The sequence below is a fragment of the Pseudomonas sp. Xaverov 259 genome (assembly GCF_019352915.1).
In the GTDB taxonomy this organism is placed as follows: domain Bacteria; phylum Pseudomonadota; class Gammaproteobacteria; order Pseudomonadales; family Pseudomonadaceae; genus Aquipseudomonas.
In genome coordinates this window covers 62,394-89,149 of the sequence record NZ_JAAAFV010000057.1, presented here as the reverse complement: position 1 = coordinate 89,149, position 26,756 = coordinate 62,394, and the positions used below count along the sequence as shown (strand labels likewise).

Sequence of the window (26,756 nt, the reverse complement as noted above, 5' to 3'; positions counted from 1 at the left end):
GACGTCCGTGGACGTCTTTTTTGTTGAGGTGGTGGGCTGGGGTAATCTGTGGGCGTTGGGTTCAGACCGGGTTTATTTCGAGTGCGCGAAGGTACGCCGAGGACTGAAGATTCTTTAGGCCGAGTTGCTGCGTAGCGACTCGGCCTTTTGATTTTTGCTACTGCGGGGACGGTGATGTGTCGGTTGTGGGGTGCAGTACGACCAACACCCGCTCGATCAGTAACTCACCCAGCACGATTAATTGTTGGCTACCCAAGAGCTTCTGACGGTTGTCGCCTTCGAGTTCGAAAGCCAGGTCAGTGGTGATAGCGTTAAGCGAGGCAAGGGTTTCGCTGGCTTGAATCAATAGGGTTTCGGGGTCGATGTTTTGAGCGACCGTGAAAAGGCTCGCTGGAGGATTGGGGGTGATTTTTTTCATGGCGCAAACTCCTTGATTGGTGGAGTCGCCAGGCATCGCTGCTAAACGAAGAGGGTGGCGACTGTACGCGGGTTAGCAGACCAGGAATCAAGGAACCCAGCGCACCCGAAAGTGCCCCACGCACAGCCGCCATAACGCAGTCCAGCTGATGCTGAACGGATGGTGGCATTGCAGGCCTTGATATTAACCGAGCTGCTAAACCCGGTCGCTGATTTTGCAGCGACGGGAGGAGGTTAGCCGTGTAGGTGGGGTGGGAACAGTTCACCAATGGCGCGACATCTTGAAGGAAAAATCCGAAGGTCCGCTGGCTGGGGTTTCCAGCCTTCAGAAACAACGAACCTGCACTGGGCGGGTTTTGTTGATGCTTTGAATTGGTGGGCCGGGGTAAGTTGAATTGGCTAAGTAGGCTGTTGATTTGTTGAGTGAATTTCAGCTTGATTTTTTGGTTGGAATACCAAATGGAATACCGTTTAAATCGCGACGAGCTTTCTTGATGCCTCGCAAGTCCGCTGGACTGACCTCGATTCAGGGAACTCACTGCCTTGCGAGGTTGTACGCGTTCTTTTGGTCGTTACAACTCAGACGAAAGGTGTGGTGACCCGTTATCATGCGGGCAATCTTCGCCTGAACCTCTATGGTCGGGTTTTTCAATTTTTACCACGCAATTCATCTGCGTCGAATGTAGGAAGTAGTCCATGACGGTTCAAAAAGGTGCCGACCAGACCGCCAGCAGTCTTGCTGAAGAAGCGCTCAATCAGGCACGTGCTCGTTTTTCGTCGAGCGAAAGTCCTATCACCCCAGAGCCCGAGTCGGTAAAGAGGAAGCCTGGGCGCAAGGCCACAGCTCCGCAAACCAGTAATACCCTGCAGGATCTGCAAAAAACGCTGTGGGCTACTGCGGATAAGATGCGCGCCAACATGGATGCTGCTGAGTACAAGCACATCGTCCTTGGCCTGATCTTCCTCAAGTACATCTCGGATAGTTTTGCTGGCCGCCGTGCTGAGTTGGTGCGACGTTTTGCTGACGCCAGTGACAATTACTATCTGGACAGCGACGATGCTGAACTACTGGCTCAAGAGCTGGAGGAGCGCGACTACTACAAAGAAGTGAATGTGTTCTGGGTGCCTGAAGTGGCACGTTGGGAGTCGATACGTGCTGCCGCGAAGCAGGTGGATATTGGCAAACGGATTGATGAGGCTTTGTCTGCAATTGAGGTAGAAAATACCAGCCTGAAAAACATCCTCGACAAGCGTTACGCTCGTGCCCAGTTGCCTGACGGTAAACTCGGTGAGTTGGTTGACTTGATTTCGACTATTGGTTTCAGTGGTGATGCCAACCAGGCTCGCGATCTGCTCGGCCAGGTCTATGAATACTTCCTCGGCCAATTCGCCAGTGCCGAAGGCAAGAAGGGCGGCCAGTTCTATACCCCAGCCAGCATCGTAAAAACCTTGGTAGCGGTACTCAACCCGCATCACGGTAAGGTCTACGACCCTTGCTGCGGCTCGGGGGGGATGTTTGTGCAATCGGAGAATTTTATCGAGGCCCATGGCGGTAAACTCGGTGATGTTTCCATCTACGGTCAGGAGTCTAACCCGACTACGTGGCGTCTGGCCGCTATGAACTTGGCAATCCGTGGTATCGACTTCAACCTTGGTCGTGAGCCTGCTGACACTTTTATCCGTAACCAACATTCAGATCTGCGCGCAGACTTTGTACTGGCTAACCCTCCGTTCAACATAAGTGACTGGTGGCACGGTAGTCTCGAAGGTGATCCGCGTTGGGTATACGGCACGCCGCCGCAAGGCAATGCCAACTATGCGTGGCTGCAACATATGCTGTTTCACCTCAAGTCGAGTGGCCGCGCCGGTATCGTTCTGGCCAATGGCTCGATGAGCTCTAGCCAGAATACTGAGGGCGATATTCGTCGCGCGATGGTCGAGGCCGACGTGGTCGAAGTGATGGTCGCGCTACCTGGGCAGTTGTTCTTCAATACCCAGATTCCGGCCTGTCTGTGGTTTTTGACCAAACAGAAAGTCGCTCGCCCTGGAGAAGTGCTGTTTATCGACGCCCGTAAACTCGGTACGAATGTTAGTCGGGTGCAGATCGAGCTGCTCGACAGCGACATCGAACGCATTGCGCAAACTGTCGCCAATTGGCGCGGAGTGCCGTTGGATGTCGGCGGGGAGATTGCTGAGTATGCCGACATTCCTGGTTTCTGCCGCAGCGTGACTCTCGTCGAAATCGCAGAGCATAGTCATGTGCTGACCCCGGGCCGTTATGTTGGCGCCGAAGTCGTTGAGGACAACGATGAAATGTTCGACGATAAGATGCAAAATCTCACAGGGTTGCTGGGCAAGCAAATGGTCAAAGGAGCAGAGCTCGATCAATTGATTCGCCAGAAGCTTGGAGGGATTGGGTATGAGTTCTGAGTCTGAAGTCAAGCAACAAAAACGGGTTGGGGGACGACCTGCATCCACTGGCATCATTGAAGGCAGCTACGCACTGTCGGTGGGAATGCCCAGCAAGCAGCAACCTATTGAAGGTTGGAAGTGGACACCTCTTTCAAGTATTGCTCGTCTTGAGTCTGGGCATACCCCGAGCAGAAAGTACGCTGAATATTGGGGGGGAGATGTCCCATGGCTTGGGATTCGTGATGCCACAGGAAATCATGGTCTTACAATAAATAAAACGCTGCAATACACCAATGCGTTGGGTATTGCCAACTCATCTGCGCGTATATTACCAAAACATACAGTGTGTCTTTCTAGAACGGCGTCTGTTGGGTACGTTGTAGTCATGGGGTGCCCGATGGCTACCAGTCAAGATTTTGTTAACTGGGTTTGCTCGCCTAAATTAGATTATCGATATCTGAAATATATCCTATTTGCTGAACACGAGAGCATGTTGCGTTTTGCGAGTGGAACTACTCACCAAACAATCTACTTTCCTGAGGCGAAAGCGTTCCATGTCTTGATTCCGGGAATCGAGGAACAGCGGAGGATTGCTGACTTCCTCCAGTCTCTTGATGAACGTATTACCTTGTTACGCGAAACCAACACAACCTTGGAAGCCATTACGCAGGCGCTATTCAAATCTTGGTTCGTCGATTTCGATCCTGTGCGGGCCAACGCGGAAGGGTTAGAGTCCGCAGGCGTGCATCAGGCCACTGCAGCGCTGTTTCCTGATAGTTTCGAAGAGTCAGAGTTGGGGTTAATTCCAAAAGGATGGGCTACACGACCTATTTACGGTATGGCGACTTATATCAACGGAGCAGCTTACAAAGCATTTGAGCCAAACTCGGATTACCGCGGGCTTCCGATCATAAAAATTGCGGAGCTGAAGGCTGGCGTAACTTCGAAAACTGCTTTTTCTGATAAAGCTATGCCGGAGAAGTACCTAATTAAGACTGGGGATATACTTTTTTCATGGTCTGGTAATCCGGATACTTCAATTGGCACTTTTGTTTGGGGGCATGCCACAGCGTTACTCAATCAGCATATTTTTCGTGTTTTACCCCATGCTTCCAGTCAGCGCTCATTTATTCTGCAAGCGTTAAGGTATCTAAATCCAGTATTTGCTGAGCTCGCGCGTAATAAACAAACAACAGGGCTTGGTCATGTAACTGTAGCCGATCTAAAACGATTAAAAGTTGTTAGTCCACCGGAGTCAGTGATTGAGAAGTTCAATGATTCTGCCGAGCCTATTCATCAGATGATTTTTGGTAATGAGCAACAAGCTCAAACCCTCACTCAGATCCGCGACACCCTGCTACCTCGCCTGATTTCTGGTCAGTTGCGTCTAGCAGATGCCGAAGGTAACGTTAAAAACGTCTTGTCGGAGGCGATTTGATATGGCCCTCAACCTCCGCCAGCGCGTCATCGATCGCCTGCAAGAACTACCCGACACTCAGCAAACCGCCCGCGAACTGGCTCAATGGATCTTCGAGCAATTTCCCGCCGAATGCGCTGTCAAAAAAGCAGGCAGTGCCAGCTACATCCAGACCGACAGCGACTTGGTACAGCAACTGGTGGCGGAGATTTCCGGTTCACGCCCGCGCTGGCAGCAGATGCATGTTCAACTAAAAACAACCGAAGGCCGGCCTCGTCATTATTACTGGTCGGAAATGGACGCCAACTCTGAGGTGGCGGCGGCTGAAGGGGTAGCCCTCGCCACGTCAGACCTACCTGAGCCCTCGCCGTTGCGTGAACACGCACTTTACCCATTGCTGGCCGAATACCTGCTGACGGACGATCAGCGGGTATACGCCATGCGGATCAACGAAAAACGTTCGTCTAACCGTGCTGGCAGCGGTGGCAACGAATGGCTGCATCCCGATTTGGTAGGTTTGGAAAATCTGACAGCTGACTGGACGCTAAACCTGCGTGACTGCGTTCGTGTACTAGGCGAACGTCGTGCCCGGCTATGGTCCTTCGAAGTCAAACTGCTACTCAATCGTTCGAACGCCCGTAAGAGCTTTTTCCAGGCAGTATCCAACTCTTCCTGGGCGCATTTCGGCTACTTGGTAGCGGGCACCGTTGAGGGTGACGGCACGCTCAAAGAATTACGTATGCTCGCTTCAGCCCATGGCATTGGTGTGATACAGCTAGACGTACAGAATCCCGCGGAAAGCCAAATTTTGATTCCTGCTCGCGAACGCAGTGAAGTCGACTGGGATATGTGCAATCGATTGACTGAAGAGAATACTGACTTCGCCGAGTTCATCGGACGTATACGTCGTTTTCACCAGACTGGTGAGGTGTCGGCCAAGGAGTGGGAGATCAGTGAGTGACTAAAGAAACGATTTCCGCACTGCCAGAAGGCTACGCCGACTGGCTGACTCAGCTCAAAGTCGATATTGCTCAAGCCCGGCAACGTGCTGCACTGGCCGTCAACGCGGAGTTGGTGCAGTTGTATCATCGGATTGGAGCAGAAATCCGGCAACGTCAGCAGGTTAACGCTTGGGGCGCGAAAGTCATTGAGCGACTGGCGCGCGATCTTTCCGATGCCTTTCCCGATATCCGTGGTTTTTCCAGCCGTAACCTCAAGTACATGGCGTTTTTTGCTCAGCATTGCCCCAATGGTCTATTTGGGCAGCAGCCTGCTGCCCAATTGCCCTGGTTCCATGTGGTAACCCTGCTGACCAAGCTGGCCAGCCCTGCCGAACGTGAGTGGTACGCGCAGCAAACCGTCTTGCTCGGTTGGTCACGTAGCACGCTGGAGCAGAATATCAAGAACCGCTTGCAGCAACGCCAAGGCGCGGCAGTCACTAACTTTGTTGCACGTTTACCGGCTGCTGAGTCGGCGTTGGCTCACGAAACCCTGAAAGACCCCTACCTGTTCGACTTTCTCGGTTTGGGCGACGATGCTCACGAGCGTGATATTGAAGATGGACTGATCCGTCATATCACTCGTTTCTTGCTGGAGTTAGGCGCAGGCTTTGCTTTCGTCGGCCGCCAGTTTCGCCTGGATGTGGGTGGAGATGAGTTCTTCATCGATTTACTGTTCTACCACACCCGCCTCAAGTGTTATGTGGTAGTAGAGCTCAAAGCAACGGCTTTCAAACCCGAACACGCTGGCCAGTTGAATTTCTATCTGGCGGCCGTGGATGCGCAGATTAAAGCTGAGGATGACAAACCCACTATCGGCCTACTGCTGTGCAAACAGCAAAACCGCTTGGTGGCCGAGTACGCTTTGTCGGGCATCGAAAAACCCATCGGCGTTGCCGAATACCAATTGCTGCGCGACTTGCCCGAGACTCTGGGCCGAAATCTGCCGAGTATTGCCGAGATTGAGGCCGAATTGGCCGGTGATCTGAACACAGGAAGTGAGTTGGAATGACCGAAGACCAATTGGAGCAAGAGACTCTCGGCTGGCTGGCAGAGGTGGGTTATACCCATTTGTATGGGCCGAATATCGCTCATGATGGCGAGCAACCTGAGCGTGAAAACTATCGCCAGGTGGTGCTTGCCGAGCGCTTGCGCAATGTTATGGCGAGGCTCAATCCAAAGGTCCCAGTAGCTGCGCGTGAGGATGCATTGAAGCAGGTACTTGAGTTGGGGCTGCCGGTGCAGTTGTCGGCTAACCGCTTGTTCCATCGCCTGCTGGTCGGCGGTGTACCCGTGCAGTATCAAAAAGACGGTGAAACCCGAGGAGACTTCGTTCGCCTGATCGATTGGGCTGATGTGAAAGCCAACGACTGGGTGGCGGTCAATCAGTTCAGTATCCAGGGGCCGAAACACACTCGGCGTCCGGACATCATCTTGTTTGTTAACGGGCTACCGTTGGTATTGCTCGAACTGAAAAATCCTGCAGATGTGAAGGCTGATCTGGGTAAAGCCTTTGATCAAATCCAGACCTATAAAGAGCAGATTCCGGACCTGTTCCAATACAACGAAGTCCTGGTGATCTCCGACGGTAGTGAGGCCCGTATGGGGTCGTTGTCGGCTGATCTTGAGCGCTTCATGAACTGGCGGACCATCGACGGCCAGGATCTTGACCCATTGGGGCAATTCAACGAACTGGAGACATTGGTACGCGGTGCTCTGGTACCAGAGATGTTGCTCGACTACTTGCGTTACTTCGTGTTGTTCGAAGACGACGGCCGTCTGGTAAAGAAAATTGCCGGTTATCACCAATTCCACGCCGTTCGTGCTGCCATTCAGCAGGTAGTGGCAGCCTCGCGTCCCGGCGGTAGTCATAAGGGCGGGGTGGTCTGGCATACGCAAGGTTCGGGTAAAAGCATCACCATGACGTGTTTTGCGGCTCGGGTGATGCAGGAAGCGGCGATGGAAAACCCAACCATTGTGGTGATCACTGACCGTAACGATTTGGATGGTCAGTTATTCGGGGTGTTCTCGCTGTCCCAGGATTTGCTGCGCGAGCAACCCGTCCAGGTGGAGTCGCGTGGGGACTTGCGTGCCAAACTGGCCAACCGTCCTAGTGGCGGTATCGTGTTCGCGACCATCCAGAAGTTTATGCCTGGAGTCGATGAGGACAGCTTCCCAGTATTGTCGTTGCGGCCAAACATTGTTGTGATCGCCGATGAGGCTCATCGCACTCAATATGGCTTTAATGCTGAGCTGAAAGTACCCACGGGGCTTCAGGTTGCTGAGAGCAAAGCACGTTATCAGGTTGGCTTTGCTCATCACCTGCGCAACGCGCTGCCGAACGCCACTTTTGTAGCTTTCACTGGTACTCCAGTATCCGGTGAGGACCGCGACACGCGCTCGGTTTTTGGTGAGTACATTCACGTCTATGACATGCAGCAGGCCACTGAAGATGGTGCGACCGTCGCCATCTATTATGAGTCGCGCTTGGCCAAACTGTCGCTGAAAGAGAGCGAGCTACCTACGATCGACGATCAGGTTGATGAGTTGGCAGAAGATGAAGAAGACGACCAGCAGTCGCGACTGAAAAGCCGTTGGGCCGCGTTGGAAAAGGTCGTCGGGGCAGAGCCACGGATTCGGAGCATTGCGTCGGATCTGGTCACGCACTTTGAGGCGCGTAATCTGGGGCTGGTCAGTATGGAGCAGATGCCCGGCAAGGCCATGGTGGTCGCCATGAGTCGCGAGATCTGTGTGCACCTGTACAACGAGATCATCGCTCGGCGTCCGGAGTGGCACGACGAGGATCCCGAGAAAGGTGCCATCAAGATTGTGATGACGGGCAGCGCATCGGATAAGGCTTTGCTGCGACCGCATATCTATTCTGGCCAGGTCAAAAAGCGCTTGGAGAAGCGTTTCAAAGATCCATTGGATCCCCTCAAGCTCGTGATCGTCCGCGATATGTGGCTGACCGGGTTTGACGCACCGTGCGTCCATACCTTGTACGTGGACAAACCCATGAAGGGCCACAACCTGATGCAGGCCATTGCCCGGGTTAACCGTGTCTTCAAGGACAAGCAGGGTGGTCTGGTGGTGGACTACATCGGCATTGCCAACGAGCTGAAGGCAGCGCTGAAGGAGTACACCGGCAGCAAAGGTAAAGGCCGGCCGACGGTGGATGCCTACGAGGCTTATTCGGTATTAGAGGAGAAACTCGACGTTCTACGCAGTCTGCTACATGGCTTCGATTACGGTGACTTCCTCACGGGCGGACACAAACTACTGGCCGGCGCAGCTAACCATATCCTGGGAATGGAAGATGGCAAAAAGCGGTTTGCTGATAACGCGCTGGCCATGGGTAAGGCATTTACTTTGTGCTGCACGCTGGATGAGGCCAAAGCCGTTCGCGAAGAGGTGGCATTCTTTCAGGCTATTAAAGTCATTCTGATCAAGCGCGAAGTCAGTCAGCAGAAAAAAACCGACGAAGAGCGCGAGTTAGCTATTCGACAGATCATCGGCAATGCAGTGGTCTCTGGTGATGTTGTAGATATTTTCGAGGCAGTGGGCCTGGAGAAACCCAACATCGGCTTGCTCGATGACGCGTTTCTCGCAGAGGTGCGCAACCTTCCAGAAAGAAATCTGGCAGTGGAGCTTCTGGAGCGATTGCTCGAAGGCGAAATCAAAAGCCGTTACAGCTCTAATCTGACTCAAGAGAAGAAATTCTCTGAGTTGTTGGGCAACGTCATCAAGCGCTACCAGAACCGTTCCATTGAAACGGCGCAGGTCATTGAAGAACTGATTGAAATGGCCAAAAAATTCGCCCAGGCCAGCAAGCGCGGTGACGTACTTGGGCTGAACGATGATGAGTTGGCGTTCTACGATGCTTTGGCGACTAACGAAGCTTCTGTGCGGGAGTTGGGTGATGAAATCCTGGCGAAAATTGCCCATGAGCTCACTGCTAGTCTGCGGGCCAATGTCAGTGTCGACTGGAGTAGCCGTGAAAGCGTTAGGGCTAAGCTGCGGATCTTGGTGCGGCGGATTTTGCGTAAATACAAGTATCCACCGGATAAGGCTGAGGATGCGGCGCAGATGATTCTCGACCAGGCATCGAAGCTGTGTGAGGGGTGGCTCTAACAGGTGTTAAAAACGAGGAGTTTTTGCGAGCTAGATTCGCAAGGTCCTCATCCCCAGGTCTCTACGATCACGAAACAAACCGAGTGAATAGCCTCTCCTCGTCTATGGGATGCTCAGAGATGGTAGCTATCTAAGGACACTGGGTTGTAAGGGCTTTCCAAAAAAACACCGTGAACACACAGCTCATGCAATTAATAGACCCCTAACTTTCATGTAGAACCTCTGAAAATCAATGCAGTACCGATGATACTGTTGACCTGTGAGCGGGGGTGGAGTATATTTCCTCGCATTGAGCAGTACTGTGGGTACTGCTTCAGTGTCATAAGGGGGTCAGAATGAAAAAAGCTAAGATCTTGGGTGTCATCATACCTTGGTTGTGTCTGCTTCAGAACTTCAACGTCTCCTACGAGCACACGGTGTTGGGATCTGGCGCAGGCTCCACGATGTACATTGAGGTAAACTCTCACTTAGAACAACCAATGAAAACGGGTAGACACCATTGAATATTAAAAAACTATCCGAAATTATGGAAGTCCGCGCAGGGCATACCTTCAGAGGTAAGGCAGAAGATGCCAGTCGCAGCGACGGGTATAAAGTAGTCCAGATAAAAGATATTCGCGAAGGAGGCGTCGACTTTTCTATTCTTCCGTTTGCGGCCGTAGAACCAGGTAAAGCAAAAAAAACATTGCGTTCTGATGATATTCTCATTCCTCTTCGTGGGAATCGAATAGAGGCCGTCTTGCTTGAGCTACCTAGTGATCAGTCTATTATCACTACGAATCAAGTAGCTATTCTGAGTGCGCCAGAGGTGGGTGTTAATTCGGGCTATATATGCTGGTATCTTAACTCTAGCGAGGGGCACTCCCAAATATCGCGTCTTAAAGCAGGTAGTGTCATCTCAAACGTGGGGCTAAAAGATTTATCAGATCTCTCAGTGCCGTTGCCAAATTTAGGCGCTCAGTTAAAGATAGCTAAAGCCTACAGAAACTGGATATGTCAAAAACAGGTCCTGGAGTCACTTGCTAGAAACGGTGAGGAAGTGCTAGATGCTTTCTGTGTTCAGGTTATGAGAGGCCAATCATGAGTAAGTTTAATCAATCGTACATAAGCGCGATAATTTCGGAGCTGCGTTCAAATACAAATCTCGATACTCAAGAATACAAAGATTTTTTTGTTAGCGTTTTTTTTGTTTTTTTTATATCATCTCATCGGCGTGATCTCATAAGTAATGTCGATTCATCCTGTTTACAGCCACTGTCTACGGCTTGTAGAGAGGTTTTTTTTTCTGAGCTTCTGTTAGCTGCTGAACGGGTTGATGTTTTTTATAAACGCGAGCTGGGTCTTACAGAAACCATAGAGCACTTAATAACACGTGCGGGAAAGGCAAATGCTTCCGACTTTAGGCAGGCTTGTATCAACCTCTACAGCGTGGTTTCAAGTAGTGAGTTTCCCTCTGTCGCTGGCGATTGCTTTGAGAAAATAATTCAGGATTTTTCAGAGATAGAGGGAAAGAGGGCTGGCGAGGCGTATACCCCACGTGAGTTAGTAGAAATTATGGTTGAACTTGTCGAGCCAAAAGGAGGGGAAAGTGTATACGACCCTACCTGTGGTTCCGGTGGTTTCTTAATTTCGGCCAATAACAAAGCGTTGAAATCTGACAGTCGCACTCCCGTTCAGATCCACGGTAGAGAAATAAACTTATCAGCTGCGCGGATTGCAAGAATAAATTGCATTGTGCATGGAATTACTGATGGCGATATTCGTGTATCAGACTCCCTCCAGAGTCTGGAGGTTTCTGCTTACGATATAGTACTTGCTAATCCTCCGTTTTCACTTGCTACAGATAGCTATCAGAGAAGTAATATCTGCTCATATTTGGATTTCGGCTTGCCTCCTCCACGCAATGCGGACTTCGCTTTTTTGCAGATGATTATAAAGTCTCTTAAGCCGGATGGGCGCGCTGCCGTGCTAGTTCCTAATGGTGTTCTTTTTCGAGGTGGGGTTGAAGAAGGCATTCGGACGAAAATTGTGCAGGCCGGAATCATCGAGGCTGTAATTTTTCTGCCTGGTGGAGTTATAAAATATACTGGGATACCAACAGCTATCTTGGTATTAAAAAAGCCTGGGGTTAAAAATAAACCTGTTCTATTGATTGATGCGGCTGAAGCCGAAAAATATGTAGATGCTAGTCCGTCCGCACCGCTAAAGTCTCTATTTGACTCGGCTCTTGAAATATATAAAAAATTTGAAGAGGTTGAGGGTGTTTCTAAGCTTGTAACGACGGAAGAGCTGGAGAGCAATAGCTATATTTTAAATATTTCAAGGTATGTGCTAACTCAGCAAGTGCAAAAAATGGCACTTCCTGATTTGGCTAAAAAGCAGAGAGAGTTGGAGGCTCGTCTGGCAGAGCTGCAAAGGGAGTTCGGTGAGTTATTGGCTGAGCACGAAATTAGCACTCACTAGCTATCCAAAGCATACAGCCAGCTCCGCGGTTTTCAAACATGGCACTAAAGTTAACTGCCTTGCGGCGTTGGCCCTAGATCCCCTGTTTTCTCATAATTTAAATTGACTGAGTGTTAGGTTGGTACTCTGCGATTTTTCTCAAACGCTTTCGGATTAAAAGGACTGTGAGCTGATAATAATACCGCGAGGTGACAGAATGGCTTCTCAGATGCTGAGTGAGAAACCAGATCAGATGTTTACTCTGCCATGTCCAAGGATTATCTCGCTGCCATCTTTGGTTGATGGCGGCTTGCATTATTCTGGCTTGCCGTAGGTGCCGTCGCTGAGTGGTTTTCGAACAGGTCAGCACACCGCTCAGGAACAGCTCCATATCGAAAGGCTTTGTCATGCTCGACCTCCAATGTAGGTCGACAGCACACCGATCCGGTTATGCCCGAGCTCAGCACTGATCCATTGTCGTGCCCATCGATCAAGGTCGTGATCCATGCGATAGCAGAGGGGCGGCAGGGGCAGACCACATTTACTTTGAGCGCGGTAAGATATGTTGAGCGTTGAAGTTTCTTAAGGCCGAGTTGCCGCATAGCGACTCGGCCTTTTGATTTTTGCTACTGCGGGGACGGTGATGTGTCGGTCGTGGGGTGCAGTACGGACAGCACCCGCTCGATCAATAACTCACCCAGCACGATCAATTGTTGGCTACCCAACAGCTTCTGACGGTTTTCGCCTTCGAGTTCGAAAGCCAGATCGGTGGTGATAGCGTTCAGCGAGGCCAGAGTTTCGCTGGCTTGAATCAGCAGGGTTTCGGAGTGGATGCCTTGAGCGACCGTGAAAAGGCTCGCCGGAGGATTCGGGGTAATTTTTTTCATGATGAAGCTCCCACACTGTTTAAGGAGCTGCCGCCCCCTGCTGTCAAACAGGATTGGGTGGCAGCTGTACGCGGGTTGACAGACCGGAAGTGTAGGAGCCCGGCGCACCCGAAGATGCCCCACGCACAGCCGCCATGAACGAGACGGAATGCGTGAAGCATGCCGTTAAATCATGGGGTGTGAAAGGTTACACTTTTCGGCCTGTCAAAGCCGGTCGCTGATGAGCAGCGACCGGCGAACGTTAGCGTTGTGGTGGGGGCTGCGCCAGTTCACCAATGGCGCGATATCTTGAAGGAAAAATCCGAAGGCCCGTCGGCTGGGCTTTCCAGCCCTCAGAAACAACAAAACCCGCACTAGGCGGGTTTTGTCGATGCTTCGAATTGGTGGAGCCGGGGGGATTTGAACCCCCGTCCGCCAGTACTCCGCTGTCGGTACTACATGCGTAGCCGTTTCTATTAAGTTAACCCTCAGCGACCCGAAGGGCAGGGTGCTTTGGGCGAGTTGTGTAAGTTTTAGCCGCTTCGTCCACAACGTACTGCACGGCGATTCTGTTCTATATGACAATCACTTTGGGTTTACAGACATCCCCTGGTGATTGCTGGACCCGAAGGTACCAGAAGCTCAGGGCTAAGGCTGCTTACGCAGCGAGAGCGAATTCCTGGCCGTAGGTTTCGTCATTGGCAACTATAAGAAGTTGCAACAGTGGATTTACGAGTTCTGTTACCAACTCGGCATGCACCTAAAGTTTCGCGACCGGCGTCGAATCCTAAACGGCCCCGTGCTTGTAACTCGTTGTTTCTTAGTGAGTGACAAGCCTGTGCAGTGTACGCCAAACCGTCACGGAAGGCCAACCCGAAGGTTGGCCTTGAGCGCGCAAGGGGCTTATTGGCCGCCTTTATCGCTGTTCTGCAGGTCCTGAAGCGCCTTGGAGGTGATCTCGATGCATTTTTTGTCATCGCCAGCGGCGTGCGCGGCTTTGGCCTGGGACACGGCGGTGTCGATTTCGCCCTTTTTGCCACTGGTGTCGGTGGCGAGCAGGGCTTGGCCGTTGTTGATTTTATCCAGGTTGATTTTGCACAGGTCCGGCTCGCCGGCAGCAAAAACAGGCGAGGCCAACATTGCGGCGGTGATGAACACGCCAGCAAGAGCAGTACGCTTCATGGGGTATCTCCTTGAGCAAATAGGGCTCGATGCTGCGCCAAGGCGGGGCAGCCAGCGAGGTCACGGGTGAGCCTCGTTCGCCGAGGCCTATTCAAATGACTGCGCTGGCACGCAGGGGTTCTGTTTTATTTGCAGGTTTCATGGGCGCGGGCCTGGGTGACGCGGTCCACCAGGTACACCAGGCCGTGGTAGTCGATACCGCCATGCTGGCTCAGGCCGATCTCGCAGGTGCGGCTGGTGGAAATGCCTTCGCTGCAATGTTGCACCGCGTCCTTGAGCGAGCGCAGTGAGTGGGCGTTGAGTTCCGGGGTGGTGAAGCCTTTGTCGCCGGCAAAACCGCAGCAGTGAATGCCTTCCGGGATCACCACGGTGGTGGCGCAGCGGCGCGCAAGGTCGATCAGGGCCTGGCTTTCGCCCAAGTGCTGGGTGCTGCAGGTGACGTGCACGGCGATGGGCGCTTCTTGTGGGGTGAAGTCGAGGCGGTCCATCAGGTGGGTGCGGATAAAACGCACCGGGTCGTAGAGGTCCAGGCGGGTTTCGCCGAGGTCTTGCACCAGCCTCAGCGTGCAGGGGCTGGTGTCGCAGTAGATCGGGTCGAGGCCGCCACGGCTGGCGTGGAGCAGGGCGCCGATCAGTTCCTGGCGTTTGTGCTCGGCTTGTTCGGCGTAGCCTTTGGAGGCGAATGGCTGGCCGCAGCACAGGCTGTCCTGGTTGTCGGGGAACACGACTTGGTAACCGGCTTTTTCCAGCAGGCCGCGGGTTTTGTCGTACAGCGACATTTGCTCTTTATCGTCGGCCGACGGGCCCATGGCGCGTGAGACGCAGGCGGCCAGGTAAACCACGCGCGGGCGCTCGTCAGTCACCGCCGGGCTGAAGCGGATGGCTTTTTCCGGCTGCGGCATGGCGTTGGTCCACTGCGGGATTTGCCCCTTGGACAGCTGTGTGATTTTTGCCGAGAGCTTTTCCAGGCGGGGCGCGCCCAGCAGCATGCGCGCGCCATTGGCCACGTGCAGGGTAAAGCGCGCACCTTGCATAGCCGTGGCGAAATGGCCGGCCAGCCAATCGGCGGTTTTCGTACGGTCGGCGTCGCGTGCGCGCAGCTTTTTCACCAGGTCGCCGGTATTGATTCCCACCGGGCAGCGTTGCGCGCACAAGCCGGTGGCGGCACAGGTGTCGATGCCTTGGTAATGATAGGCCGCTTCCAGTTCGGTGGTGTCGACGCCTGCGCGTTTCTTTGCCTGGATATCGCGCCAGATCACAATGCGCTGGCGCGGGCTGAGCGTCAGGCCTTTGGAAGGGCACACCGGCTCACAAAAACCACACTCGATGCACTTATCCACAAGCTCGTCGGCGGCGGGCAGCGGTTTGAGGTGCTTGAGGTGGATTTGCGGGTCTTCGCTCAGCACCACGTCGGGGTTGAGAATGCCGTTGGGGTCGAGCAGGCGTTTAAGCTGCCACATCAATTGGTAGGCATCGCTGCCCCATTCCAGCTCGACGAAGGGCGCCATGTTGCGGCCGGTGCCGTGTTCGGCTTTCAGCGAACCGCCGAACTCCACCGCCACAAGCTGTGCGACGTCGTCCATGAACGCCTGGTAGCGTGCGACTTCTTCCGCGCTGTTGAAGCCTTGAGTGAACACGAAGTGCAGATTGCCTTCCAGCGCGTGTCCGAAAAGGATCGCTTCGTCGTAGTGATGTTTGTCGAACAGATCGATCAAGCGGTTTACGCCGATGGCCAGTTGCTCGACCGGGAAGGTCACGTCTTCGATGATCACGGTGGTGCCGGTTTTACGCACGGCGCCGACGGCCGGGAAGGTGTCTTTGCGGATGGCCCACAGGCGGGCGTTTTCCAGCGGGTCTTGGGTGAAGTCGACCTGCTTTTCTACTGGGAAGGTGGCCAGGGAGGCCATGATCAGCGCCAGTTGTTCCTGCAGCAATGACGGCGACGCGGCCCGCGATTCGATCAGCAGTGCGCAGGCATTTTCCGATAACTGTTGTACGAAAGCCGGCATGCCGGGTTTGTCCTGCACCGAGCGCATGCTGCGCCGGTCCAGCAGCTCAACGGCGGAGACGGGTTGGGTTTTGAGCACCGTCACGGCATTGCAGCAGGTTTCCACATCCGGAAACACAATCAGCGCTGAGGCCTTGTTCGGGTGGTCGATCACCGTGTCGTAGGTCACTGCGCTGATAAAACCGAGGGTGCCTTCGGAACCCACCAGCAGATGGCTGAGGATATCCAAGGGGTCATCGAAATCCACCAGGGCGTTGAGTGACAGGCCGGTGGTGTTTTTCAGACGGTATTTGTGGCGGATTTTTGCAGCCAGTTCGGCGTTTGCCCGCGTCTCCCGGCCCAACGTGGCCAGGCGCTCCAGCAACTCGCCATGCTGTTGGCGAAAGGCACTGACACTGGCCGCGTCCTCGGTATCCAGGCGGCTGCCATCAGCCAGTACCAGGCGGATGCCGGCCAGGGTGTGATAAGTGTTTTGCGCGGTGCCACAGCACATGCCGCTGGCATTGTTGGCGACGATGCCGCCGATCTTGCAGGCGTTGATCGAGGCCGGGTCCGGGCCGATCTTGCGCCCGAACGGCGCCAGCCACGCATTGGCCTGGGCGCCGATCACGCCGGGTTGCAGGCGGATCTGCGTGCCTTGGCCGCGAATCTCGCGGCCATTCCAATTGTCCCCCAACACGATCAGCACCGAGTCGCTGATGGCTTGGCCGGACAAGCTGGTGCCGGCTGCGCGGAAGGTCACGGGGACGCGGTCGCGTTGGGCCAAGTGCAAAAGCGCCACGACTTCGTCTTCCGAATCCACGCGAATCACCAGCTGTGGGATCAGTCGGTAAAAGCTGGCGTCAGTGCCGAAAGCGAGGGTGGAAAGAGGGTCGTCGAAGCGACGATCTTTCGGGATCAGTTGTGCGACGTCGCTCAGGAAAGCAGCAGGCAGGCTCATCGGTCCTCCAGAAATAGCTGACGCCGGCATCGTTGTCCGGCGTCGATTCTTACCCTGTTACGCGCAGGTTTTAGTGCACCAGCATACCGGTGAACCAGTAGGCCTGCGCCAGCGTGATCAGCCCGACGATGGTGGCAAAAAACAGGCTGTGCTTGAGGGTAAAGCGGAACAGGTCGGACTCTTTGCCTACCAGGCCGGTGGCGGCGCAGGCGACGGCAATCGACTGTGGCGAGATCATCTTGCCGGTCACGCCGCCGCTGGTATTGGCGGCTACCAGCAAGGTGTCGTTAACGCCGATCTGATGCGCCGTGGTGGCTTGCAGCGAGCTGAACAGGGCGTTGGACGAGGTGTCGGAGCCTGTCAGGAAAACCCCCAGCCAGCCGAGGAACGGCGAGAAGAACGGGAACGCAGCGCCGGTGCCAGCCAATACCAGGGCCATGGTCGAGGACATGCCGGAGTAGTTGGTGACGAAGGCGAACGCCAACACCATGCCGATGGACAGGATCGGCCAGCGCAGTTCGTAGAAGGTCTCTTTTAAAGTGGTAAGACCAGTCTTCAGGTCGATTTTCAGCACCAGCATCGAAATCAGTGCCGAGAAGAAAATCGCGGTGCCGGTGGCTGAAATCGGGTCCAGCTTGAACACGGCCGGAATCGCCGTGGGGTTGGTGACGATTGGGGCGACCTTGATCACCAGTTGATCCAGGTGTGGGATCGCGAAGTTGAATACCCAGCTGTACATCGAACCGCCGGCGGCGAACATCGCCTTGAAGGGCTTGAGCGTCCAGATAGTGACCAGCACGGTGAGAATCAGGAACGGCGACCAGGCTTTGAGGATCTGTCCCAGGCTGTAAGGCGAGGCGACGGTTTGGCGTGGCTGACCGAAGCCGCCTGCGCTGGCGGTAACCGCTGCGGCGGAGGTGGCGCCGGCAATTTGTGCGCCGGCGCTGCGTTTGGGCTGCCAGACTTTCAGGAACAGGGTCAGCGCTACCAGGCTGGCCAGGGCCGAGGTGATGTCCGGCAGCTCCGGGCCGATGAAGTTGGAGGTGAAGTATTGGGTGACGGCAAAACTCAGGCCGGCTACCAGTGCGGCTGGCCAGGTTTCGCGAACACCGCGCAGGCCGTCCATCATGAACACCAGCCAGAACGGCACGAACAGCGACAGCAGCGGCAACTGGCGGCCGGCCATGGCGCCGATCTTGAACGAGTCAATGCCGGTGACTTGCCCGGCAACGATGATCGGGATGCCCAGTGCGCCGAATGCGACGGGCGCGGTGTTGGCGATCAGGCACAGGCCGGCGGCGTACAGCGGGTTGAAACCCAGGCCGACCAGCAGCGCGGCAGTAATCGCCACGGGTGCGCCGAAACCGGCCGCGCCTTCGAGGAAGGCGCCGAAGCAAAAACCAATCAACAGCACCTGCAAGCGCTGGTCATCGGTAATCGACAGGACCGAGCTGCGGATGATTTCAAACTGCCCGCTCTTGACTGTCAGTTTGTAGAGGAAAACGGCGGCGACGATGATCCAGGCGATGGGCCACAGGCCGTAGGCAAACCCGTAACCGGCGGCGGCCAAGGCCATGTCTACCGGCATCTGGAACGCGAAAATGGCCACCAGGATCGACAGCGCCAGGGTGATGCTGCCGGCCACGTGGCCTTTGAGGCGGAACACGGCCAGAGCGAGGAAGAAAAATACGATCGGGATAACGGCGGCCAGTGCGGACAGGCCGAGGCTGCCGAGTGGGCTGTAGAGCTGTTGCCAGGTTTGCATAGTGGGGTGGCCCCTGATTGTTGTTGTTTGGTCAGCTTGGTTAATTGGTAATACCAATTTACAGTCGCTGTTGGCTAGAGTAAAAGCCTTGGCAGGGGTGTGTCAATTTGCCGCCCACGAAACTTTGGTCGTAGCGGTGTGGGTGAGGTGTTCTGGTTGGGTGAATCGAAGGCGTTCTGATAGGTGCCGCCAGCGCGGCGATAGGCGAGAATAGAGGGCCTGGCGAGTGGTCGGGTTTGTGGAGAGTGAGTTATGGGGTTTGATCAGGTGCGTCAGCGCCGTTTGTCTGACGATATTGTCGAGCAGCTTGAGGGCATGATCCTCGAGGGCACGCTCAAGTCGGGCGAACGCTTGCCAGCCGAGCGCGCTTTGGCTGAACAGTTTGGCGTGTCGCGCCCTTCGCTGCGGGAGGCGATCCAGAAGCTCGCGGCCAAGGGGTTGTTGGTCAGCCGTCAGGGCGGCGGTAACTATGTGGCGGATTCTTTGGGTTCGACCTTCAGTGATCCGCTGCTGCACCTGCTGGAAAATAACCCGGAGGCTCAGCGTGATTTGCTTGAGTTTCGTCAGACCCTGGAAGCGTCCTGCGCTTACTACGCTGCGTTACGCGCCACTGAGGTCGACCGTGAGCGACTGACCGCAGCGTTTGAGGCGCTACAGGATTGCTACACCCGCGCCGATGAAGTCAGCCGGTTGGAAGAGGGCGCGGCGGATGCACGCTTTCACCTGGCCATCGCCGAGGCCAGCCATAACGCCGTGTTGCTGCACACCATTCGTGGCTTGTTCGATTTGCTCAAGCGTAACGTGGTGACCAATATCGGTGGCATGTACCAGCAGCGCACAGAAACCCGTGACATGTTGATCAGTCAGCATCGGGATTTGTATTTGGCGATTATCGAAGGGCGGGCCGAGCAGGCACGGGAGGTCTCAACACGTCACCTGCTGTATGTGCAGGAAGTGTTGGAGGAGGTGCGTCAGGAAGTTCAGCGCGTGGCTCGGGCGGAGCGACGTAAAGGGATGTAGCCCGCGTGGGGCTACACCGTCACAAGGATTACTCTTCCTTGCCCTTGTTGCGCACGGCGCGATGCAACTCACGGTTGGAGTCGCGCTCACGCTCGGTATCGCGCTTGTCGTATTCCTTCTTGCCCTTGCCCAGCGCGATTTCGCACTTGACCAGGTGCTTGCTCCAGTACCAGGACAGGCAGATACAGGCATAGCCTTTCTGCTGTACGGCAGCCGCGAGCTTTTCCAGTTCGCGGGCGTTGAGCAACAGCTTGCGCGTGCGCACCGGGTCGGCAATCACGTGGGTGCTCGCGGTGGTCAGCGGGGTGATATGACTGCCCAGCAGCCATGCCTCGCCATCTTTGAGCAATACGTAGCTGTCGACCAGTTGCAGCTTGCTGGCGCGAAGACTTTTTACTTCCCAGCCGGCCAGGACCAGACCAGCCTCGAACCGATGTTCGATGAAGTAATCGTGTCGCGCCTTTTTATTTTGCGCGATGGTCCCTGTGGGGTGTTTCTTTTGTTTAGCCATAGGGGCGGCATTATAGGGAGTTGCGAGCGTGTCGGCTACGGTCAACCTGCGTGCTTGAGCGTGTTGGACGAATCCCGGACAATACCGGCAGTTCTCTGGTTTTTTTCTCTCGCGGATTGGGCTGTTCTTTCGCGATGTTTGCCTCAAGCAGTGGAAGTAACGCTCACATGACGACGCATATTCAACGTTCGGCTTTATTGCCTTATCCGGCGCAGGCGCTCTACGACCTGGTCAATGACGTAGCGCGTTACCCGGAGTTCCTGCCTTGGTGCTCAACCGCCGACGTGCTGGAAAGCAGCGATGAGCATATGGTCGCCAGAGTCGGGGTGGCCAAGGGCGGGCTTAGCCAGCATTTTGTAACGCGCAATGTGTTGGTGCCGGGCAAGTCCATTGAGATGAACCTGCAGGAAGGGCCGTTCACCCAGTTGCATGGGGTATGGGTATTCAAGGCGCTGACCGACAAGGCCTGCAAGATCAGCCTCGACCTGTCCTTTGATTACGCCGGCCCGATTGTGCGGGCGACCTTGGGGCCTTTGTTTAACCAGGCGGCCAATACCCTGGTGGATGCGTTTTGCCAGCGGGCCAAACAACTGCATGGTTGAGATTGAAGTGGTGTGCGCCGCTGAAAATCGCCAGGTCTTGCTGGCGGTGACGGTGCCTGCGGGCACGAGCCTTAGGGCTGCGGTGCTGGCGTCGGGGATTGCTGAGCAATTTCCAGGCTTGGTATTGGCGGATTGCCCGCTGGGCATATTTGGCAAAGTGGTCGCCGACGCGGACGTGCGTGCTGCACAACCGGGTGATCGAATCGAGATTTACCGGCCATTGCTGGCAGACCCCAAGGAAGTGCGCAGGCTACGTGCGGCCAAGGCGGCCTTGGCCCGGCAACAGAACCCATAAGGCTGCCAATCGGCAGGCAACAAAAAGCCCGGCATGCCGGGCTTTTTATCGAGCGCCGCACAATTACTGCGGGCTGGTGTCCAGAGGCTGTGGCGTCGGGACCGGAACGGTTTGCACGCCGTCGACGTCCTTCTGGATCTGATCCAGCAAGGAGCCTGGCTTGGCCGGTACTTCGGACTTCGGCTTCTCTGCTTCCTGCGCTGGCGCAGTTACATTGGTGCCGTTGTCCTTGCCGAGCAAGGCTTCATCGCGGCTTACGCCGGGCATGAAGTCACCGGACAGGCTCACGAGCTGGTCATTGCCATTGAAGATGACACTGACGCGCTCCTGCTGGCGCTCACCGCCACCTGGCTGGATGCTATAGAGATAATCCCAGCGATCGGCATGAAAAGTGTCGGTCAGCAGGGGGTTGCCCATAATAAACCGTACTTGCCGTCGGGTCATTCCCGGGCGTAACTGGTCTATCATGTCCTGCGTGACGACATTGCCCTGCTGGATGTCGATTTTGTAAACCCCGGGGAATGAACAACCGGCGAGTGCGAGCAGTCCCACAAGGGTGAAACTGGTTAGCAAGAGCTTGGTGTTTTGCATCGGTGGGCGACTTCCACTATCTTGGCTGGGACAACGTAAACGCCGATCATACCCGTATTAAGAGAAGCTGCGAAGCAGCATCCGCGAGAAAGCTAACCATGGTTGAAAATAGCGAACTACGCAAAGCCGGTCTTAAAGTGACTCTGCCACGAGTCAAGATTCTACAAATGCTCGATTCTGCTGAGCAGCGCCACATGAGTGCCGAGGATGTTTACAAGGCACTGATGGAGTCTAACGAGGACGTTGGCCTGGCCACGGTTTACCGTGTGCTGACCCAGTTTGAAGCCGCAGGGCTGGTGGTTCGTCATAATTTCGACGGCGGTCATGCAGTGTTCGAATTGGCTGACGGTGGTCATCACGATCACATGGTTGACCTGGATACCAATGAGGTTATCGAGTTCACCAGCCCGGAAATCGAGAAGCTCCAGCACCAGATCGCTGAGCAGCATGGATTCGATTTGGTGGACCATAATCTGGTCCTGTACATCCGTAAGAAAAAGTAAAAATCGACACAGATTTGCTCTGTGAAACGATAGAAGGCGACCCCAGGGTCGCCTTCGTGCTTTCTATAAGAGAGAAAATTGAGCGAAAAATGCTCGATTCAAGCTTTGGCGGCCACCACCATCTTTTTCGCGTGGGCCAGGGACTCTTTTGTCAGGTCGATGCCGCCCAACATCCGCGCCACTTCTTCTACCCGTTCCGATTTGTTCAGTTTGGACACGGCGGTGTGTGTTGCATCGCTGCCGCGCACTTTATGCACAAATAGATGCTGATGCCCTTGGGCGGCCACTTGCGGCAAGTGAGTCACGGTGAGCACCTGGCCACGCTCCCCGAGGCGGCGCAGCAGTTGGCCGACAATCTCCGCCGTTGGCCCACCAATACCTACGTCCACTTCGTCGAATACCAATGTGGGTACCCGTGAGGTCTGGGCGGTAATGACCTGGATCGCCAGGCTGATCCGCGACAGCTCGCCACCGGACGCGACCTTGGCCAGTGCCTTGAGCGGCTGACCAGGGTTGGCGCTGACCAGCAGCTCCACTTGTTCCAAGCCATGGGGTTGCAGTTCGTTGCTGGTGTTGGCGTGCAGCTCAATGGTGAAACGCCCGCCGGGCATGCCCAGGCGTTGAATTTCCTGCTCTACGGCACTGGCCAGGCTGGTAGCGGCTTGCTGGCGCAGGTCGCTGAGTTCGCGGGCCTTTTCCTGGTAGTGGCGGGCGAAGGAGGCGAGTTCATCGCCCAGCCGTTCAATCGACTCGTCGTTGGCGTTGAGGGTTTCGATCTCATCCAGCAGCTTTTGCTGCATCGTCGCCACTTCGGTCGGCTGGATACGGTGTTTGCGCGCCAGGGTATAGATAGTGTCCAGGCGCTCTTCGATTTCTTGCAGGCGCGCCGGGTCGGCGTCGAAGTGATCGAGGAAGCGATTCAGTTCGCCAACGGCTTCTTCTACCTGGATCTGCGCACTGGTCAGCAAGGTGGTGGCCTCGCTCAAGGAGCCCGACCCGCTGTTCACGCTCGATAGACGATTGAGGCTGGCAGTCAGTGCATTGAGTACATTGCCCGAATCACTTTCGCTGCATTGCTCTACCACCTGTCGGCAGATACCGAGCAGGGTTTCGGCGTTGGTCAGGTTCTTGTGTTCCTGTTCCAGTTGCTCCAGCTCGGTTTCGCCAAGGCCCAGGCTTTCCAGTTCTTCAAGCTGATAGCTAAGCAGTTGATGGCGAGCGCGTTGTTCGTCGCCGGAATTGGAGAGTCGCTCCAGTTCCTGGCGGGTTTGCCTCCAGCGTTGGGCGGCAAGCTGCACCTGACGCGCCAGGTCGGTGGCGCCGGCGTATTCGTCGAGCAGGCGGCGATGGGTGTCGGTTTTCAGCAGGGACTGGTGTTCGTGCTGGCTGTGGATATCGATCAGCAGTTCGCCCAGCGCCTTTAAATCGCCAAGCGGGCAGGGTGTGCCATTGATGTAGCCGCGTGAGCGACCTTCCGCCGTGATCACCCGGCGCAGGATGCACGGGCCTTCATTATTAAGGTCGCGCTCGGCCAGCCAGGTCTCGGCTTCGGGAATATCGGCGAGGTCGAAAGTGGCCAGAATGTCGGCCTTGTCTGCGCCGGGGCGCACCACGCCACTGTCGGCGCGGTCGCCCAGCGTAAGGCCCAGGGCGTCGAGCATGATCGACTTGCCGGCGCCGGTTTCGCCTGTGATTACGCTCATCCCGCGATCCAGTTCGAGATCCAGATGTTCAACGATGGCGTAGTTATGTACGGACAGGTGCACCAGCATGACGGCCGCTCCCAGGCTTTAGGTCTGGTTATTTATACAGTGTTTTGTTCGGGGCTGACAATCCTGATGCTTAGCTCAATTTGCTTGAATGAGCGGATTTTTAAGCGCAATGCGGAATGAGTGCGCAGGAATTGATTCAGGGCAAGCGAAAGACTTTTGGTAACGCCTGCGCCCTTGAACCTGAAAATTGTGGCCCCATATACCGGAACAGAAGCGCGAGTTGAGTTCGCGCATGATTTTGAAAGGAGAAATCTATGGCTGACGAACAGACGCAGGATACGCAAACTCCAGACGCCAATTCGGCTGCCGGTGATGAACTGGCGACTCGTGTGCAAGTGCTCGAAGAGCAATTGGCCGCTGCGCAGGATCAGTCTTTGCGTGTTGCCGCCGATCTGCAGAACGTCCGCCGCCGTGCCGAGCAGGATGTCGAGAAGGCTCACAAATTCGCGCTGGAAAAATTCGCCAACGACTTGCTGCCGATTATCGACAGCCTGGAGCGTGGCCTTGAGTTGTCCAACCCGGACGACGAAAACATCCGTCCGATGCGTGAAGGGATCGAGCTGACCCTGAAAATGTTCCAGGACACCCTGAAGCGTTATCAGTTGGAAGCCATCGATCCGCAAGGCGGTGAGCCGTTCAATGCTGAGCATCACCAAGCCATGGCCATGCAGGAAAGCCATGACCTGGAGCCGAACAGCGTATTGAAAGTGTTCCAGAAGGGTTATCAGCTCAACGGTCGTTTGCTGCGCCCGGCGATGGTGGTGGTGAGCAAGGCTCCTGCACCCGTTGCACCTTCTATTGATGAGCAGGCTTGAAATCAGTCGTAACGGCCCCATCTATAAGTCAAGCGTTTAAGTGCTACCGCAGTTAGCCACCACTGCTGCGGCAACCAAATTAAAGTTTCGGGAGAGTAAATCATGGGCAAAATTATCGGTATCGACCTGGGGACTACCAACTCCTGCGTCTCCGTGCTGGAAAACGGCGTTGCTAAAGTTATCGAAAACGCCGAAGGCGCGCGTACCACGCCGTCGATCGTTGCTTACGCCAACGACGGTGAAATCCTCGTAGGTCAGTCGGCCAAGCGTCAGGCTGTGACCAATCCGCACAACACTCTGTACGCGGTTAAGCGTCTGATCGGTCGTAAGTTCGACGAAGAAGTCGTACAGAAAGACATCAAGATGGTCCCTTACAAAATCGCCAAGGCTGACAACGGTGACGCCTGGGTTGAAGTAAACGGCCAGAAAATGTCGCCGCCGCAAATCTCGGCTGAAATCTTGAAAAAGATGAAGAAAACTGCCGAAGACTACCTCGGTGAAGCCGTGACTGAAGCGGTGATCACCGTTCCGGCCTACTTCAACGACAGCCAGCGTCAGGCGACCAAAGACGCCGGCCGCATCGCGGGCCTGGACGTAAAACGTATCATCAACGAACCTACCGCAGCCGCTCTGGCTTACGGTATGGACAAGGCCAAGGGCGACCACACCGTGATCGTTTATGACCTGGGCGGTGGTACTTTCGACGTCTCCGTCATCGAGATCGCTGAAGTAGACGGCGAGCACCAGTTCGAAGTGTTGGCCACCAACGGCGACACCTTCCTGGGTGGTGAAGACTTTGACATTCGTCTGATCGACTACCTCGTTGACGAATTCAAGAAAGAAAGCGGCATGAACCTTAAAGGTGACCCGCTGGCGATGCAGCGCCTGAAAGAAGCCGCTGAAAAAGCCAAGATCGAACTGTCTTCCGCTCAGTCGACCGACGTGAACCTGCCGTACATCACTGCAGACGCCACCGGTCCTAAGCACTTGAACGTGAAGATCTCGCGTTCCAAGCTGGAAGCGCTGGTTGAAGACCTGGTTCAACGCACCATCGAACCTTGCCGCATCGCGCTGAAAGACTCCGGTATCGACGTTGGCTCGATCAACGACGTGATCCTGGTTGGCGGTCAGACCCGTATGCCACTGGTTCAGAAGCTGGTCACTGAGTTCTTCGGTAAAGAAGCACGTAAAGACGTGAACCCGGACGAAGCGGTTGCCATGGGTGCTGCTATCCAGGGCGCGGTATTGGCCGGTGACGTGAAAGACGTACTGCTGCTGGACGTCAGCCCGCTGACCCTGGGTATCGAAACCATGGGTGGCGTGATGACTGCGCTGATCGAGAAAAACACCACGATTCCTACCAAAAAATCGCAAGTGTTCTCGACTGCCGACGACAACCAGGGCGCTGTGACCATTCACGTGCTGCAAGGTGAGCGTAAGCAAGCTACTCAGAACAAGTCCCTGGGCAAGTTCGACCTGGCTGAGATTCCACCAGCACCCCGTGGCGTGCCGCAAATTGAAGTGACCTTCGACATCGATGCCAACGGTATCCTGCACGTAGGTGCCAAAGACAAGGCGACCGGCAAAGAGCAGAAGATCACCATCAAGGCCAACTCCGGTCTGTCTGATGAAGAAATTCAACAGATGATTCGTGATGCTGAAACCAACGCCGAGGCTGACAAGAAGTTTGAAGAGCTGGCCGCTGCCCGTAACCAGGGTGATGCACTGGTTCACTCGACACGCAAAATGATCTCTGAAGCGGGCGACAAAGTGACCGCCGAAGAGAAAACCGCGATCGAGGCTGCCTTGGTTGCCCTGGAAGCCGCCGTTAAAGGCGACGACAAGGCTGCCATCGAAGCCAAGGTTGAGGAACTGTCGAAAGTCTCCGCACCGGTTGCCCAGAAAATGTACGCCGAGCAAGGCCAGCCGGCAGAAGGCGCTGCGCCGCACGCAGAGCCTGAAGCCAAGCACGACGATGTTGTCGATGCCGAGTTCGAAGAAGTCAAAGACCAGAAGTAAGTTGGTCGCCCGGTTGACCGCTATCCAGCGGTGACTGGTAGGATGTCGCC

The 26,756-nt window shown here is 55.2% G+C and carries 22 protein-coding genes, 1 other RNA gene and 1 pseudogene; 13 read left to right on the top strand and 11 right to left on the bottom strand.

Annotation, left to right across the window (positions count from 1 at the left end; translation table 11 throughout):
- Nucleotides 1-157 precede the first annotated feature (157 nt).
- Nucleotides 158-418, bottom strand: a complete 261-nt coding sequence (locus K0H48_RS23125; protein ID WP_219269337.1) for a DUF6124 family protein — start codon at nt 416-418, stop codon at nt 158-160.
- Between the two features lie 695 nt (nt 419-1,113).
- Here K0H48_RS23125 and K0H48_RS23120 point away from each other — a divergent pair.
- The 7 genes from K0H48_RS23120 to K0H48_RS23090 all read left to right on the top strand — a co-directional run bounded on the left by K0H48_RS23120 (nt 1,114) and on the right by K0H48_RS23090 (nt 11,838).
- Nucleotides 1,114-2,847: a class I SAM-dependent DNA methyltransferase gene (locus tag K0H48_RS23120; RefSeq protein ID WP_219269336.1), complete on the top strand. Its 1,734-nt coding sequence runs from the start codon at nt 1,114-1,116 to the stop codon at nt 2,845-2,847.
- Nucleotides 2,837-4,267, top strand: coding sequence for a restriction endonuclease subunit S (locus tag K0H48_RS23115; protein ID WP_257627095.1), 1,431 nt, complete (start codon nt 2,837-2,839; stop codon nt 4,265-4,267). The genes K0H48_RS23120 and K0H48_RS23115 overlap by 11 nt, the downstream gene beginning before the upstream one ends.
- 1 nt (nt 4,268) lies before the next feature.
- On the top strand, nt 4,269-5,207 hold the full coding sequence (locus K0H48_RS23110) for a COG2958 family protein (protein ID WP_219269335.1): 939 nt from the start codon (nt 4,269-4,271) through the stop codon (nt 5,205-5,207).
- The gene (locus K0H48_RS23105; RefSeq protein WP_219269334.1) at nt 5,204-6,256 is read left to right on the top strand and encodes a PDDEXK nuclease domain-containing protein; all 1,053 of its coding nucleotides are present in this window, start codon (nt 5,204-5,206) and stop codon (nt 6,254-6,256) included. The genes K0H48_RS23110 and K0H48_RS23105 overlap by 4 nt, the downstream gene beginning before the upstream one ends.
- The gene (locus tag K0H48_RS23100; RefSeq protein ID WP_219269333.1) at nt 6,253-9,375 is read left to right on the top strand and encodes a type I restriction endonuclease subunit R; all 3,123 of its coding nucleotides are present in this window, start codon (nt 6,253-6,255) and stop codon (nt 9,373-9,375) included. The genes K0H48_RS23105 and K0H48_RS23100 overlap by 4 nt, the downstream gene beginning before the upstream one ends.
- A 499-nt stretch (nt 9,376-9,874) precedes the next feature.
- Nucleotides 9,875-10,459 (top strand): restriction endonuclease subunit S, encoded by a 585-nt coding sequence (locus tag K0H48_RS23095; RefSeq protein WP_219269332.1) that lies wholly within the window; start codon nt 9,875-9,877, stop codon nt 10,457-10,459.
- Nucleotides 10,456-11,838 (top strand): class I SAM-dependent DNA methyltransferase, encoded by a 1,383-nt coding sequence (locus K0H48_RS23090; protein WP_219269331.1) that lies wholly within the window; start codon nt 10,456-10,458, stop codon nt 11,836-11,838. Before K0H48_RS23095 ends, K0H48_RS23090 begins: the two co-directional genes overlap by 4 nt.
- Nucleotides 11,839-11,935: 97 nt before the next feature.
- Here the strand turns inward: K0H48_RS23090 and K0H48_RS30875 are convergent, their stop codons facing one another.
- The 7 genes and pseudogenes from K0H48_RS30875 to K0H48_RS23065 form a co-directional block, all read right to left on the bottom strand.
- On the bottom strand, nt 11,936-12,226 hold the full coding sequence (locus K0H48_RS30875) for a hypothetical protein (RefSeq protein WP_257627094.1): 291 nt from the start codon (nt 12,224-12,226) through the stop codon (nt 11,936-11,938).
- A pseudogene (locus tag K0H48_RS30870) lies at nt 12,223-12,333 on the bottom strand (integrase); the annotation flags it as partial. The gene K0H48_RS30875 and the pseudogene K0H48_RS30870, both read right to left, overlap by 4 nt.
- A gap of 110 nt (nt 12,334-12,443) precedes the next feature.
- On the bottom strand, nt 12,444-12,704 hold the full coding sequence (locus K0H48_RS23085; RefSeq protein ID WP_219269330.1) for a DUF6124 family protein: 261 nt from the start codon (nt 12,702-12,704) through the stop codon (nt 12,444-12,446).
- Nucleotides 12,705-13,085: 381 nt separating this feature from the next.
- Nucleotides 13,086-13,482, bottom strand: a transfer-messenger RNA (tmRNA) gene (gene ssrA / locus K0H48_RS23080).
- 104 nt (nt 13,483-13,586) lie between these two features.
- Nucleotides 13,587-13,865, bottom strand: a complete 279-nt coding sequence (locus K0H48_RS23075) for a hypothetical protein (protein ID WP_219269329.1) — start codon at nt 13,863-13,865, stop codon at nt 13,587-13,589.
- A 125-nt stretch (nt 13,866-13,990) separates the two neighbouring features.
- Nucleotides 13,991-16,813, bottom strand: a complete 2,823-nt coding sequence (locus K0H48_RS23070; protein ID WP_219269328.1) for an FAD-binding and (Fe-S)-binding domain-containing protein — start codon at nt 16,811-16,813, stop codon at nt 13,991-13,993.
- 70 nt (nt 16,814-16,883) lie between these two features.
- Nucleotides 16,884-18,578 carry a lactate permease LctP family transporter gene (locus K0H48_RS23065; RefSeq protein ID WP_219269327.1) on the bottom strand — a complete coding sequence of 565 codons (1,695 nt, stop codon included), beginning with the start codon at nt 18,576-18,578 and terminating at the stop codon, nt 16,884-16,886.
- 252 nt (nt 18,579-18,830) lie between these two features.
- Between K0H48_RS23065 and K0H48_RS23060 the strand changes: the two genes are divergently transcribed.
- On the top strand, nt 18,831-19,598 hold the full coding sequence (locus K0H48_RS23060) for a GntR family transcriptional regulator (RefSeq protein WP_017139269.1): 768 nt from the start codon (nt 18,831-18,833) through the stop codon (nt 19,596-19,598).
- 28 nt (nt 19,599-19,626) lie between these two features.
- Here K0H48_RS23060 and smpB read toward each other — a convergent pair whose 3' ends face one another.
- Nucleotides 19,627-20,109: an SsrA-binding protein SmpB gene (smpB, locus tag K0H48_RS23055; protein WP_003176160.1), complete on the bottom strand. Its 483-nt coding sequence runs from the start codon at nt 20,107-20,109 to the stop codon at nt 19,627-19,629.
- Between the two features lie 167 nt (nt 20,110-20,276).
- On the opposite strand from smpB, the gene K0H48_RS23050 reads away from it, so the two are divergent.
- Nucleotides 20,277-20,711 (top strand): type II toxin-antitoxin system RatA family toxin, encoded by a 435-nt coding sequence (locus K0H48_RS23050; RefSeq protein ID WP_058419957.1) that lies wholly within the window; start codon nt 20,277-20,279, stop codon nt 20,709-20,711.
- Nucleotides 20,704-21,006 carry an RnfH family protein gene (locus tag K0H48_RS23045; RefSeq protein ID WP_219269326.1) on the top strand — a complete coding sequence of 101 codons (303 nt, stop codon included), beginning with the start codon at nt 20,704-20,706 and terminating at the stop codon, nt 21,004-21,006. Before K0H48_RS23050 ends, K0H48_RS23045 begins: the two co-directional genes overlap by 8 nt.
- Nucleotides 21,007-21,069: 63 nt before the next feature.
- Here the strand turns inward: K0H48_RS23045 and K0H48_RS23040 are convergent, their stop codons facing one another.
- Nucleotides 21,070-21,597: an outer membrane protein assembly factor BamE gene (locus K0H48_RS23040; protein WP_017139267.1), complete on the bottom strand. Its 528-nt coding sequence runs from the start codon at nt 21,595-21,597 to the stop codon at nt 21,070-21,072.
- Between the two features lie 98 nt (nt 21,598-21,695).
- On the opposite strand from K0H48_RS23040, the gene fur reads away from it, so the two are divergent.
- A complete protein-coding gene (gene fur / locus K0H48_RS23035; protein ID WP_017139266.1) occupies nt 21,696-22,100 on the top strand; it encodes a ferric iron uptake transcriptional regulator in 405 nt (134 codons plus the stop codon).
- 98 nt (nt 22,101-22,198) lie between these two features.
- Here fur and recN read toward each other — a convergent pair whose 3' ends face one another.
- A complete protein-coding gene (gene recN / locus K0H48_RS23030) occupies nt 22,199-23,872 on the bottom strand; it encodes a DNA repair protein RecN (protein ID WP_138813800.1) in 1,674 nt (557 codons plus the stop codon).
- Nucleotides 23,873-24,126: 254 nt separating this feature from the next.
- Here recN and grpE point away from each other — a divergent pair, with 254 nt between their 5' ends.
- Entirely contained in the window at nt 24,127-24,687 is a 561-nt protein-coding gene (gene grpE, locus K0H48_RS23025; RefSeq protein WP_017139264.1) for a nucleotide exchange factor GrpE, read from the top strand.
- A 102-nt stretch (nt 24,688-24,789) separates the two neighbouring features.
- Entirely contained in the window at nt 24,790-26,706 is a 1,917-nt protein-coding gene (gene dnaK / locus K0H48_RS23020; protein ID WP_219269325.1) for a molecular chaperone DnaK, read from the top strand.
- The last annotated feature ends 50 nt before the right edge of the window (nt 26,707-26,756 follow it).

Excerpts from the sequence above, each read along its gene's own strand:
- K0H48_RS23125 (WP_219269337.1), bottom strand. The coding sequence starts at position 418 with ATGAAAAAAATCACCCCCAATCCTCCAGCGAGCCTTTTCACGGTCGCT.
- K0H48_RS23120 (WP_219269336.1), top strand. The coding sequence starts at position 1,114 with ATGACGGTTCAAAAAGGTGCCGACCAGACCGCCAGCAGTCTTGCTGAA.
- K0H48_RS23115 (WP_257627095.1), top strand. The coding sequence starts at position 2,837 with ATGAGTTCTGAGTCTGAAGTCAAGCAACAAAAACGGGTTGGGGGACGA.
- K0H48_RS23110 (WP_219269335.1), top strand. The coding sequence starts at position 4,269 with ATGGCCCTCAACCTCCGCCAGCGCGTCATCGATCGCCTGCAAGAACTA.
- K0H48_RS23100 (WP_219269333.1), top strand. The coding sequence starts at position 6,253 with ATGACCGAAGACCAATTGGAGCAAGAGACTCTCGGCTGGCTGGCAGAG.
- K0H48_RS23090 (WP_219269331.1), top strand. The coding sequence starts at position 10,456 with ATGAGTAAGTTTAATCAATCGTACATAAGCGCGATAATTTCGGAGCTG.
- K0H48_RS30875 (WP_257627094.1), bottom strand. The coding sequence starts at position 12,226 with ATGACAAAGCCTTTCGATATGGAGCTGTTCCTGAGCGGTGTGCTGACC.
- K0H48_RS23085 (WP_219269330.1), bottom strand. The coding sequence starts at position 12,704 with ATGAAAAAAATTACCCCGAATCCTCCGGCGAGCCTTTTCACGGTCGCT.
- K0H48_RS23075 (WP_219269329.1), bottom strand. The coding sequence starts at position 13,865 with ATGAAGCGTACTGCTCTTGCTGGCGTGTTCATCACCGCCGCAATGTTG.
- K0H48_RS23070 (WP_219269328.1), bottom strand. The coding sequence starts at position 16,813 with ATGAGCCTGCCTGCTGCTTTCCTGAGCGACGTCGCACAACTGATCCCG.
- K0H48_RS23065 (WP_219269327.1), bottom strand. The coding sequence starts at position 18,578 with ATGCAAACCTGGCAACAGCTCTACAGCCCACTCGGCAGCCTCGGCCTG.
- K0H48_RS23060 (WP_017139269.1), top strand. The coding sequence starts at position 18,831 with ATGGGGTTTGATCAGGTGCGTCAGCGCCGTTTGTCTGACGATATTGTC.
- smpB (WP_003176160.1), bottom strand. The coding sequence starts at position 20,109 with ATGGCTAAACAAAAGAAACACCCCACAGGGACCATCGCGCAAAATAAA.
- K0H48_RS23050 (WP_058419957.1), top strand. The coding sequence starts at position 20,277 with ATGACGACGCATATTCAACGTTCGGCTTTATTGCCTTATCCGGCGCAG.
- K0H48_RS23045 (WP_219269326.1), top strand. The coding sequence starts at position 20,704 with ATGGTTGAGATTGAAGTGGTGTGCGCCGCTGAAAATCGCCAGGTCTTG.
- K0H48_RS23040 (WP_017139267.1), bottom strand. The coding sequence starts at position 21,597 with ATGCAAAACACCAAGCTCTTGCTAACCAGTTTCACCCTTGTGGGACTG.
- fur (WP_017139266.1), top strand. The coding sequence starts at position 21,696 with ATGGTTGAAAATAGCGAACTACGCAAAGCCGGTCTTAAAGTGACTCTG.
- recN (WP_138813800.1), bottom strand. The coding sequence starts at position 23,872 with ATGCTGGTGCACCTGTCCGTACATAACTACGCCATCGTTGAACATCTG.
- grpE (WP_017139264.1), top strand. The coding sequence starts at position 24,127 with ATGGCTGACGAACAGACGCAGGATACGCAAACTCCAGACGCCAATTCG.
- dnaK (WP_219269325.1), top strand. The coding sequence starts at position 24,790 with ATGGGCAAAATTATCGGTATCGACCTGGGGACTACCAACTCCTGCGTC.